General features: G+C 63.0%; 11 protein-coding genes. 1 reads left to right on the plus strand and 10 read right to left on the minus strand.

Annotated elements, in window-relative coordinates; translation table 11 throughout:
* The first annotated feature begins 66 nt into the window (after positions 1-66).
* Positions 67-1,632, plus strand: coding sequence for a phospholipase D family protein (locus tag GCN78_RS11270; RefSeq protein WP_152251786.1), 1,566 nt, complete (start codon positions 67-69; stop codon positions 1,630-1,632).
* 101 nt (positions 1,633-1,733) lie between these two features.
* Here GCN78_RS11270 and GCN78_RS11275 read toward each other — a convergent pair whose 3' ends face one another.
* From GCN78_RS11275 to GCN78_RS11320, 10 genes are all read right to left on the minus strand, one after another.
* Entirely contained in the window at positions 1,734-2,408 is a 675-nt protein-coding gene (locus GCN78_RS11275) for a ComEA family DNA-binding protein (RefSeq protein WP_152251787.1), read from the minus strand.
* Positions 2,409-2,572: 164 nt separating this feature from the next.
* Positions 2,573-3,526 (minus strand): D-glycero-beta-D-manno-heptose-7-phosphate kinase, encoded by a 954-nt coding sequence (gene rfaE1 / locus GCN78_RS11280; protein WP_152251788.1) that lies wholly within the window; start codon positions 3,524-3,526, stop codon positions 2,573-2,575.
* The gene (locus tag GCN78_RS11285) at positions 3,523-4,890 is read right to left on the minus strand and encodes a UDP-glucose dehydrogenase family protein (protein ID WP_152251789.1); all 1,368 of its coding nucleotides are present in this window, start codon (positions 4,888-4,890) and stop codon (positions 3,523-3,525) included. The genes rfaE1 and GCN78_RS11285 overlap by 4 nt, the downstream gene beginning before the upstream one ends.
* Before the next feature lie 79 nt (positions 4,891-4,969).
* On the minus strand, positions 4,970-6,145 hold the full coding sequence (lapB, locus tag GCN78_RS11290; RefSeq protein ID WP_100875966.1) for a lipopolysaccharide assembly protein LapB: 1,176 nt from the start codon (positions 6,143-6,145) through the stop codon (positions 4,970-4,972).
* Between the two features lie 46 nt (positions 6,146-6,191).
* Positions 6,192-6,494: a LapA family protein gene (locus GCN78_RS11295; protein ID WP_077400759.1), complete on the minus strand. Its 303-nt coding sequence runs from the start codon at positions 6,492-6,494 to the stop codon at positions 6,192-6,194.
* Between the two features lie 248 nt (positions 6,495-6,742).
* Complete coding sequence (locus GCN78_RS11300) at positions 6,743-7,048, minus strand: integration host factor subunit beta (RefSeq protein WP_008446215.1); 306 nt, start codon at positions 7,046-7,048, stop codon at positions 6,743-6,745.
* Between the two features lie 17 nt (positions 7,049-7,065).
* Positions 7,066-8,778 (minus strand): 30S ribosomal protein S1, encoded by a 1,713-nt coding sequence (gene rpsA / locus GCN78_RS11305; protein ID WP_071650172.1) that lies wholly within the window; start codon positions 8,776-8,778, stop codon positions 7,066-7,068.
* A 131-nt stretch (positions 8,779-8,909) separates the two neighbouring features.
* Positions 8,910-9,578 carry a (d)CMP kinase gene (cmk, locus tag GCN78_RS11310; protein ID WP_152251790.1) on the minus strand — a complete coding sequence of 223 codons (669 nt, stop codon included), beginning with the start codon at positions 9,576-9,578 and terminating at the stop codon, positions 8,910-8,912.
* 16 nt (positions 9,579-9,594) lie between these two features.
* Positions 9,595-10,950, minus strand: coding sequence for a 3-phosphoshikimate 1-carboxyvinyltransferase (aroA, locus tag GCN78_RS11315; RefSeq protein WP_152251791.1), 1,356 nt, complete (start codon positions 10,948-10,950; stop codon positions 9,595-9,597).
* An 18-nt stretch (positions 10,951-10,968) separates the two neighbouring features.
* On the minus strand, positions 10,969-11,877 hold the full coding sequence (locus tag GCN78_RS11320; protein WP_152251792.1) for a prephenate dehydrogenase: 909 nt from the start codon (positions 11,875-11,877) through the stop codon (positions 10,969-10,971).
* Positions 11,878-11,880: the final 3 nt, after the last annotated feature.

Raw genomic sequence — 11,880 nt, forward strand, 5'->3', positions numbered from 1 at the left:
CATGCGCCAGCCCCCCCTCCATCCCGCACGCCGCCGCACGCGCGCGCTCCGCTGACGGTGCGCCGCATGCTCGTCAAATTGCTGCTGCTGGCCACCTTGTTTGCCGCGCTCAGCATCGCCGCCCTGTACAGCTACGGGCGCTTCGCCGAGCGGTCGCTGGGGGCGCCAGGCACGGCCTTGCCCGTGGCGATGGATGCCACCGTGCTCGACCGCGTGCTGGCGCCGCAACTGGCGCAACGCCCGGGCCACAGCGGCACGGCCCTGATCGACGACAACCTGGAAGCGTTCGCCCTGCGCGCCCTGAGCGCGCGCGAAGCGGGCCGCAGCCTCGACCTGCAATACTACATCTGGCATAACGACGTCACGGGACGCCTGCTGGTGCGCGAACTGCTGCGCGCGGCCGACCGTGGCGTGCGCGTGCGCGTGTTGCTCGACGATATCAACGCGCGCGGCCAGGACGCCGCCATCCTCGCGCTCGACAGCCATCCGCTGATCGACGTGCGCATCTTCAATCCGGGCCGCAACCGCGACGGCATCTGGTGGCGCGCCGTGGAAATGGCCTTGCGCGCCGTCAGCCTGAACCGGCGCATGCACAACAAGGCCTGGATCGTCGACGGTAGGGTCGCCCTCGTCGGCGGACGCAACATCGGCGATGAATACTTCGATGCCGCCGAACAAGTCAATTTCCAGGATGCCGACTTGCTGCTGGTCGGTCCCGCCGTGCAGCAGACGAGCGACATCTTCGACCGTTTCTGGAACAGCCGCGCCGTCATTCCCATCCGCGCCTTGCATGCCGGCAAGAATGCGGGCGCGCCCGAATTGCAGGCTGTGCGCACCCGCCTCGACGCGCTGAGCGGAGAACTGGGCGCCTCGCCGTACTTGCGGCAGCTGACCGATGCGGGCCAGCTGCAAGCCCACCTCGATGGCCGCCTGCGCCTGCACTGGAGCGGGCAGGTGCAAGTATTGTCGGACCCGCCGGAAAAAGCCGCGCCCGTGGCCAGTTTGCAGCGCAGCGAGCACTGGCTCATGCACAGCTTGCTACCCCTGTTGACGGACGCGCGCGCGGAAGCCATGCTGACCTCGCCATACTTCGTGCCCGGCGCGGCGCTGACGCAAACCCTGGGCGAAAAAGTCGCGGCCGGCGTCAAGGTGCAGGTGCTGACCAACTCGCTGGCCGCCACCGACGTGGCCCTTGTGCACGCGGGCTATGCACGCTACCGCCAGATGCTGCTGGGCGGCGGCGTCGACCTGTTTGAATTGAAGACCCTGCACCGCAAGCGCATCAGCCTGATGGGGTCGAGCCGCGCCAGCCTGCATACCAAGGCCGTGGTGGTCGATGGCCAGCGGGGCTTTGTCGGCTCCTTCAACCTCGATCCCCGTTCGGCCCAGCTGAACACGGAGATGGGCGTGCTGTTCGACGATGCCGCGCTGGCGGCCGACATGCGCGCGCTGTTCCTGCACTCGACGGCCAGCGACACCAGCTACCGCGTGTTCCTCGACAACGGCGCCCTACGCTGGTCCGACGCCACCGAAGTGCCCGCCAAGGTGTGGACGCATGATCCCGAAGCGGGCTTCTGGCGCCGCATGCTGGTGTCCGTGATGCGCTGGCTGCCGATCGAGTCGCAGCTGTAAACTGGCCGGCGCACAAAAAAACCCCGCGCGGCCGGTACCACGCGGGGTTTTCTTTTCGTGCTGCGTGGCACCACCACGCAACACGCCTTACAGCAACACGCTTACTTTTTCTCGGCTTCCGCCTTCTTCGCATCGGCGGCAGCCAGCTTCGCTTCCTTCTTCGCGGCAGCGGCGGCAGCCTTCGCTTCTTTCTTGGCGGCGGCAGCTTCCTTCTTCGCTTCCGCAGCGCTCTTCACGGGCGCGGCGCCATCGGCAGCGGCGGCAGGCGCGGCAGCTTTGGCGGCGGCGGCTTCTTTTTTCGCGGCGGCAGCGGCGGCCTTGGCTTCTTTCTTCGCGGCAGCAGCTTCTTTCTTCGTTTCAGCGGCTGTCTTGGCTGGCGCCGCAGCGGTGTCGGTCGCAGCAGCTGGCTTCGGTGCGGCTTCTTTCGCTGCAACTTCCTTCACAGCAGCTTCCTTTTTTGCCGGGGCGGCTTTCGCCGCCGGAGCGGGCGCCGCTGGCGCGCCGGACTTGGCCTGGCCATTCACTTGCAAACCCGCTTCGGACAGCTTCACGGAACTTTTCGGACCGATGCCCTTCACGCGGCTTTCAAAATCGGCCCAATCCTTGAAGGCGCCCCCCTTGGCACGCTCGTCGATGATGGCTTTCGACGTGACGGGACCGATGCCCTTGACGCTGTCGAGTGCCGCCTGGTCCGCCTTGTTGACATCGACCTGGGCAAAGGCAAAACCCATCGTCGCGATCAAGGTGGCGATGGCCAGCAGTATTTTTTTGAACATGGATATCTCTCCGTAAGGTGGTTTCAAGATGACTCGAACGCAAAGGAGGAACAGCGCCTTAACGGCTTAACGGCTGTGGCGTGATACGGTTGACAAGACAGGACTGCGGAAGGAAGGGAAAACCTGCGCCAGATCAAACGGGCTGGCGCAGGCGAGACGACATATTACTGCGGGAACAGTTCGTCGCGGGTCACGGTGGCCGTGCCCAGCTTGCCGACGACGATGCCGCCAGCCCGGTTGGCCGTGCGCACGGCGTCGCCCAGGCCCATGCCGGCGCCCAGCATGGCCGCCATGGTGGCGATCACCGTGTCGCCGGCGCCCGAGACGTCGAACACTTCGCGCGCATCGGTCGGCATGTGCACCACCTCATCGGCCGTGTACAAGCTCATGCCTTCCTCGGAACGGGTCAGCAGCAAGGCGTCCAGGCCCAGCTGCGCGCGCATCTGCTGCGCGCGCTCCGTGAGTTGCTCTTCCGTGCTCCAGTTGCCGATCACGCGGCGCAGCTCGGACTTGTTCGGAGTGAGCACTGACGCTCCCGCATAACGGCTGAAATCATCGCCCTTCGGATCGACCATGACGATCTTGCCGGCACTTCTCGCCGCCTTGATCATCTCGGCAACGTTCACCAGGCTGCCCTTGGCGTAGTCGGACAAAATCACCACGTCGTAATGCGGCAAGAGGGCATTGAACTGCGCCAGCTTGTCGCGCAGCACCGTATCGCTGGGCGCATCCTCGAAGTCGATGCGCAGCATCTGCTGCTGGCGGCCGATCACGCGCAGCTTGATGATGGTGGAAATGGCCGCGTCGCGCTGCAGATAGCTGTGGATGCCGCCGCCCTCGAGCAGGCGCTCGACCTGGCTGCCCGCCTCGTCGTCGCCGACCACGCCCAGCAGGCTCGTCTTCGCTCCCAGCGCGGCCGCGTTGCGCGCCACGTTGGCCGCGCCACCGAGGCGTTCTTCGCGCTTCTCGATGCGCACGATGGGCACGGGCGCCTCCGGCGAAATACGGCTGACGTCGCCGAACCAGTAACGGTCCAGCATCACGTCGCCCACCACCAGCAGGCGTACCTGGGCCAACGCGGCCGGCGCCGTCAAGGCGACCACCTCGTGGGCGCTCATGCGCGCGTCAGGATCGAGCGACCGATCCCGTGGTATTCGATGCCATTCTCGGCCATGACGGCCGGCTCGAACAGGTTGCGCCCGTCAAAGATCACGGCCTGCTTCAGGCGCGCCTTGACCTGCTCGAAGTCGGGGCTGCGGAAGGCTTTCCATTCGGTCACGATGACCAGCGCATCGGCGTCCTGCAGCGCATCCTTCGGGCTGTCGGCAAAGCGCACCTTGGCCAATTGCTCCGGCGTCAAGTCCAGCTGCAGCACGCGGCGCGCCTCGGCCATGGCGACGGGGTCGTACACGGCCACCGTGGCGCCACGCCCCAGCAAATCGGCCAGCAGCACGCGGGCCGACGCTTCGCGCATGTCGTCCGTGTTCGGCTTGAACGCCAGGCCCCACACGGCGAAATGCCGGCCCGTCAGATCTTCGCCGAAGCGAGCGACCACTTTGCGTCCCAGCACCTGCTTCTGCTGGTCGTTGACGGCTTCGACGGCGCGCAGGATCAGCAATTCCTGGCCGTGGCCGCGTGCCGTGCGCTCGAGCGCCTGCACGTCTTTCGGGAAGCAGGAACCGCCATAGCCGCAACCGGCGTACAGGAAACTGTGGCCGATGCGCGGGTCGGAGCCGATGCCGTGGCGCACGGCCTCGATGTCGACGCCCACCTTGTCGGCCAGGTTCGCCAGTTCATTCATGAACGAGATGCGCGTGGCCAGCATGGCGTTCGCCGCGTACTTGGTGAATTCGGCCGAGCGCACGTCCATCCAGTAGGTGCGTTCGTGATTGCGGTTGAATGGCGCGTACAGGCTTTTCAGCAATTCGCGCGCGCGTTCACCGTCCGGCGTGGCGTCGACGCCGATGACGATGCGGTCCGGGCGCATGAAGTCTTCGACGGCCGCGCCTTCCTTGAGAAATTCCGGGTTCGACGCCACCGAGAACGTGGCGGCCACGCCGCGCGCGTCCAGCTCGCCCTGGATGGCGGCGCGTACTTTTTCAGCCGTGCCGACGGGCACGGTCGACTTGTCGACGATGACCTTGAAGTCCGTCATGTACTTGCCGATGCCGCGCGCGGCCGCCAGCACGTACTGCAGGTCGGCCGAGCCGTCTTCATCGGGCGGCGTGCCGACGGCGATGAATTGCATCACGCCGTGCGCGGCGGCCGCTTCGACGTCGGTGGAAAAGGTCATGCGGCCGGCGGCGCGATTGCGCGCCACGACTTCTTCCAGGCCCGGCTCATGGATTGGGATGCCGCCGCTGTTGAGCAAGTCGACCTTGCGTGCGTCCAGGTCGAGGCAAAAGACGTCGTTGCCCAGCTCCGCCAGGCAGGCGCCGGTCACGAGGCCCACATAGCCCGTACCGATAATGGTGATTTTCATGGTTGTACCGTATGGATAAAAAGCAGGTCTTACATAGAAGTACACGCCACATTGCTCAGGGCAAGGTGACGTGTACGAATCAGTTCATTACATTGAGTTCTTCGGTGCGCCGCGGTGGATAGGTTTCCCACTTGTTGCAGCCAGGGCAATGCCAGTAGAACTGGCGCGCCTTGAAGCCGCAATGGCTGCACTGGTAGCGGGCCAGCTTCTGCGTGTAGCCGTGCACGAGGTTTTTCACCATCGACAGCTCCGACCAGATGGCGGCCGGTGCATCCATCATGCGCGCTTCCAGCAGTTTATCGAGGCCCAGCAGGGTCGGCGTGCGGCGCAGTTCCGCGCTGACCAGCTGCTTCGCCGCTTCCACGCCGTCGAGTTCGATAACGGCCTTGAAGACGACTTCGATCAGGTCGATCGACGACGCCTCTTCCAGGTAGGAGCGCAGCAGGTTGACGCCTTCCTGCGCGCGGCCCACCTTGGTGTAGCCATCCATCAGGCGCTGCGCCACCAGGGCCACGTGCGGCACGCTTTGCTGCTCCACGCGACGCCAGGTCGTCAGCGCGCCTTCCACGTCGCCGCGCGCCAGCAGCACGTCGCCCGTCAGGATGGTGGCGCGCACGCTCTTGCGGTCCGTCTGCAAGGCTTTTTCCAGCAGCGGCATGGCGTCGTCCGGCTTCATGTGCACGAGGGCGTCATGCGCCAGTTCGCAATAGAACTGGGCGATTTCCTTCTGGCGCGCGCCGGCGCCCGATTCCTGCAAGCCCACGGCCGCTTCGATGGCGCGTGGCCACTCCTTTTCGCGCTGGTAGATTTCCAGCAGCGCGCGGCGCGCCTGGGCCGCATATTGCGTGTCGATCAGGCTGTTGAAGGTTTCTTCGGCACGGTCCAGCAGACCCGCCTTCAGGTAGTCCATGCCCAGTTCGTAGGCGGCATGGCCTTGCTGTTCCAGCGGCAAATCCGGGCGCGCCAGCAAGTTCTGGTGCACGCGGATGGCGCGCTCCGTTTCGCCGCGGCGGCGGAACAAATTGCCCAGCGCAAAGTGCATATCGGCCGATTCCGGGTCCAGCTTGACGACTTCGATGAAGGCGTCGATGGCCTTGTCATGCTGTTCATTGAGCAGGAAATTCAAGCCCTTGAAGTAATTGCGCGGCAGGCTGCGCGATTCGGATACCAGTTGATGAATGTCCACGCGCGCGGCAATCCAGCCCAGCGCGAAAAACACCGGGATACCCAAGAGCCACCAGAGTTCAAAATCCATGCGATTGTTTTTATTCGAGTAAGAGAGATAGGAGCGACGGCGGCGCTTACTGCGCGCTCACGCTGTCCGGTTGCGGCTGGACGTTGCTGGCCACGCCCACGGTCTGCAGCGCGGCAATGGTGGTTTTTTGCTTGCTCGCTTCGCGGCGGTGACGGAACACGGTCGGCGTCAGGGCCAGTACGCCCAGGCTGGCACCGGCGACAAAAAAGCCCAGCAACATCAGGACCAGGGGGCCGCGAATTTCATAATTGAGGAAAACATGCAGGTCGACAACCTGCGCATTCTTCAGCGCAAAACTGAAGAACAGGACGAAGAGAACACAGCCAACGATGGTGGAGATGATTTTCATCGATACGCCCAGAAAGTACAAAAAATGCCCGTATGGCACAACCTTGGAATGCCTGACAGAAGCGTAGCGAGCGTCAGTGAGGCTCGGCGCCCCCTTGTGGCCAAGAAGCGCAACCGTACTGAAGTACGGTGAGCATCGCCGGCCGCAAAGCGCGACGCGCAGCAGCTTATGTCAGGCATTCTCAGCATATTAACAAAAAAAAGCGGCATCCAAGGACGCCGCTTTCTATGTCGCCTTCCAGCAGACGATTAATCCTCGATGATCGGTTGCCCGACCATCGCGTCCACCCGCTCGCGCAACTGTTTGCCCGGTTTGAAGTGCGGTACCCGTTTTTCGGGCACCATCACCTTGTCGCCGGATTTCGGGTTGCGACCGATGCGCGGGGGCCTGCTGTTCAGGGCAAAACTGCCAAAACCGCGGATCTCGATACGCTGACCGGTCGCCAGGGCGTTGGTCATCGCATCGAGAATGGTCTTGACGGCATACTCCGCATCTTTCGCCACCAGCTGAGAATAACGCTCAGCGAGGCGGTTGATCAGCTCGGACTTTGTCATCTGCCGTATCCGCAGTCTTAGTTCTTGTTATCGAACTTAGCTTTCAACAAGGCGCCCAGGCTGGTGGTGCCCGAAGCTGCGTTGTTGTCGGTAGCTGCCATCTTCTGCATGGCTTCCTGGGTTTCCACGTTGTCTTTCGCTTTGATCGACAGTTGGATACCACGGGCTTTGCGGTCGATGTTCAACACCATGGCTTCGACGGTGTCGCCGACTTTCAGGTGCGTACCAGCATCTTCAACGCGGTCGCGCGAGATTTCGGAAGCGCGCAGGTAGCCTTCAACTTCTTCGGACAGTTGGATCACGGCGCCTTTAGGCTCAACCGATTTAACGGTACCGGTTACCAGCGAGCCTTTGTCGTTCATGGCTGCGAAGTTGTTGAATGGGTCACCTTCCAGTTGCTTGACGCCCAGGGAAACGCGCTCGCGCTCAACGTCGATGGCCAGAACGATGGCTTCCAGTTCGTCACCTTTCTTGAAGCGACGCACGGCTTCTTCGCCGGTTTCGGTCCAGGACAGGTCGGACAGGTGCACCAGACCGTCGATGTTGCCGGCCAGGCCGATGAACACGCCGAAGTCGGTGATCGATTTGATCGCGCCGCGGACTTTGTCACCTTTCTTATGGGTAACACCGAAGTCGTCCCATGGATTGGCTTTGCACTGTTTCATGCCCAGCGAAATACGACGACGCTCTTCGTCGATTTCCAGAACCATCACTTCTACTTCGTCGCCCAGTTGGACAACTTTGTTAGGAGCAACGTTTTTGTTCGTCCAGTCCATTTCGGAAACGTGTACCAGACCTTCGATACCCTGTTCCACTTCAACGAACGCGCCGTAGTCGGTCAGGTTCGTTACTTTACCGAACAGACGGGTGCTTTGTGGGTAACGACGGGACAGACCGGTCCAAGGATCGTCGCCCAGTTGTTTCACGCCCAGCGAAACACGGTTTTTCTCTTGATCGTATTTCAGGACTTTGGCGGTGATTTCCTGGCCAACCGTCAGGACTTCCGACGGGTGACGTACACGGCGCCATGCCAGGTCGGTGATGTGCAGCAGGCCATCGATACCGCCCAGATCCACGAACGCGCCGTAGTCGGTGATATTTTTGACGACGCCGGTCACGACCGTGCCTTCTTTCAGCGTTTCCATCAGTTTCTGACGCTCTTCGCCCATCGAAGCTTCGATGACGGCGCGGCGGGACAGAACCACGTTGTTACGCTTGCGATCCAGCTTGATCACTTTGAATTCGAGGGTTTTGCCTTCGAATGGGGTGGTGTCTTTGACAGGACGGGTATCAACCAGCGAGCCCGGCAGGAATGCGCGGATGCCGTTGGTCAACACGGTCAGACCGCCTTTGACTTTACCATTGACGGTACCGACGACGATTTCGCCCGATTCCATCGCTTTTTCCAGAGCCAGCCACGAAGCCAGACGCTTGGCTTTATCGCGCGACAGGATGGTATCGCCGAAACCGTTTTCCAGCGATTCGATCGCCACGGAAACGAAGTCACCAACTTTGACTTCCAGTTCGCCGTGGTCGTTCTTGAATTCTTCGACAGGGATGAATGCTTCGGATTTGAGGCCAGCGTTCACGATCACGAAATTGTGGTCGAGGCGCACGACTTCAGCGGAAATAACTTCGCCGGAGCGCATATCTTGACGCGACAACGATTCCTCGAAGAGCGCAGCAAAACTTTCCATACCGGTAGATTCGTTAGTTGTAACAGTAGACATAGGGTTCACACAGGTTATCCAGCAGAGATCGCACGATGCGACTTAAACTGGGTTAGGTTTTTGACACACCCGGACAGGCCAGGAGCCGTCAACGGGCACCACATAGCATAAAAATCACACTATTTTGCAACTCATTTTGCAGCCAACGCATACCATTTCAACACGGTTTCCACGGCTTCATCAGCCGTCATTGCCGACGTATCGAGGACATGCGCCCCTTCCGCAGGGACCAGCGGCGCAATCGCACGGTGAGTATCACGTTCGTCCCGCGCCTGCAAATCCATCAGAAGGTCTTCCATCTTAGCAGAAAAACCCTTGTCTATCAATTGCTTGTAGCGCCGTTGCGCGCGCGCCTCGACGCTGGCCGTGAGGAACACCTTCAGTTGGGCGTGCGGGAAGATCACCGTGCCCATGTCGCGCCCGTCGGCCACCAGGCCCGGCGTCTTGCGAAAACCCAGCTGCAAGTTGACCAGGGCATGGCGAACTGTTGGCAACACGGCAATTTTCGACGCCGTATTGCCCACTTCTTCGGCACGGATCTGCTCGGTAACGTTTTCCTGCGCCAGCAGGATCTCGCCATTGGCAAAGTGGCAAGACAAGTGCTCGGCCAGCTTGGCCAGCGCGTGCTCGTCGCGCAAATCGGTGCCGCGGCGCAGGGCAGACAGTGCAGTCAGGCGGTACAGCGCGCCCGAGTCCAGGTAATGAAAGCCCAGCTTGTCGGCCACGCGGTGCGCCACCGTGCCCTTGCCGGAAGCGGTGGGGCCGTCGATGGCGATGACTGGGATGTTGGAGGTCGACATAGTATTAAACAATCAATTAAATCAAGGTATCTTTGGCAATCCCCGCAAATGCGGCGAAGTACTCGGGGAAGGTCTTGGCCACGCATTTCGGGTCGTTGATGCGCATGGCGTTGCCGCGGCGCGCGGCGCCGTCCAGCGAGGCCAGCGAAAAGCACATGGCCATGCGGTGGTCGTCATACGTGTCGATGGTGGCGGCAAGAATCTGCGCCGGCGGCGTCACGCGCAGGTAGTCCGCGCCCTCTTCCACTTCCGCGCCCAGCTTGCGCAACTCCGTCGCCATGGCGGCCAGGCGGTCGGTTTCCTTCACCCTCCAGCTGGCGATGTTGCGCAAGGTCGAGGTGCCATCCGCGTACAGGGCGGCCACGGCGATCGTCATGGCCGCGTCGGGAATGTGATTGAAATCCATGTCGACGGCTTTCAGCACGCCGTTCGAGCGCGCCTCGATCCAGTTCTCGCCCATGGTGATGGTCGCGCCCATCTGCTGCAAGGCTTCGACGAAGCGCACGTCGCCCTGGATGCTGTCGCGCCCCACGCCTTCCACGCGCACGGGACCGCCGCCGATGGCGCCGGCCGCCAGGAAATACGAGGCCGATGAAGCGTCGCCTTCGACGTGGATGGTGCCCGGGCTTTGGTACTGCTGCCCCGGCTGCACGGTGAACGACTGCCAGCCGTCATGCTCGACCGTCACGCCGAAACGGCGCATCAGGTTCAGGGTGATCTCGATGTACGGCTTCGAGATCAGCTCGCCCGTCACATCGATGGTCACGGCATGGTCGCGCGCCATCAGCGGCGCCACCATCAAGAGGGCCGTCAGGAACTGGCTCGACACGTTGCCGCGCACGGCGATGCGCTGCGCGTGGATGTGGCCACGGCGGATGCGCAGCGGCGGGAAGCCCTGCTCGCCCGTGTATTCGATCTGCGTGCCGACGGCGTTCAGCGCGTCGACCAGGTCGCCGATCGGGCGCTCGTGCATGCGCGACACGCCATGCAGGGTGTAGTCGCCGCCGATGACGGCCAGGGCCGCCGTCAGCGGGCGGATGGCCGTGCCGGCGTTCCCCATGAACAGGTCCGCCGCGTGGTGCGGGAACACGCCGCCGCAGCCTTCCACGTGGTGGATCTGGTGCGCCGTGGCCGGGTCGCCCGTCAATTCATCCTGCGTCCATTTCACGCCCAGCGACGTCAGGGCCGTCAGCATGACGAAGGTGTCGTCGGAGGCGAGCAGGTCGACGATCTTCGTCGTGCCCTTGGCCAGCGCGGCCAGCAGCAGCACGCGGTTGGAAATGCTTTTCGAGCCGGGCAGGCGCACCGTGCCTTCGGCGTGCATCACCGGCTTCAAATCGATATGGTGGGGGTAGTGCTTGGTCTGGGTCATGCTGGAATCCTTGAGTATTTATCGTGTGGGCGCGGCGGGTATTTCCGCCGTTTCGATCGCCTCGATCCATTGCTGCCGCGCGTGCTGGGCGTTCGCATACACGCCTTCGATGGCGGCGCCGTCGTTCGCGGCCAGGTGGGCGCGCAAGGTCGTCAACTGCGCCAGGTAGGCGTCCAGTTCGTGCAGCAGCGCCGGCTGGTTGGCCAGGCTGATGTCGCGCCACATTTCCGGCGATGAGCCGGCGATGCGCGTAAAGTCGCGAAAGCCGCTGGCCGCGTATTGGAACAGCAGGCCCGCGTGCGGTTTGTTGGCGATGTCGTCAACCAGCGCAAAGGCCAGCAGATGCGGCAGATGGCTGACGGCGGCAAACACCTTGTCATGTTCTTCCGGGCTCAAGGTGTGCAGGATGGCGCCGCAGGCGCGCCACGCGGCCGCCACCCGCTCCACGTCGGCCGCGGCGTTTTCCGCCAGCGGCGTGAGCACCACTTTCTTGCCTTGATACAGATCGATGATGGCTGCGTCGGGGCCATTCGTCTCGCGTCCCGCGATCGGGTGGCCGGGCACGAATTGCCCGACTTTTCCACCGAGCGCCGCGCGCGCCGCCGCCACCACGTCGCTTTTCGTGCTGCCCGCATCGGTGACGACGGTGCCGGGTTGCAGGTGCGGCGCGATGGACGCCAGGATGGCGCCCGTCTGCGCCACGGGCGCGGCCAGCAGCACCAGGTCGGCGCCATGCAAGGCATCGGCCATGTCGCCGCCGATCGCGTCGATGATGCCCAGTTCGCGCGCGCGGGCCATCGAGGCCGGCGAGCGGCCCATGCCGACCACCGTGCCAACCGCGCCCGCGTGTTTCAAAGTGCGCGCGAACGAGCCGCCGATCAGGCCCACGCCGAAGATGACGATTTTTTTCAGTGCAGGCGTCGTCATATC

The sequence above is a fragment of the Janthinobacterium rivuli genome, from assembly GCF_009208735.1.
In the GTDB taxonomy this organism is placed as follows: domain Bacteria; phylum Pseudomonadota; class Gammaproteobacteria; order Burkholderiales; family Burkholderiaceae_D; genus Janthinobacterium.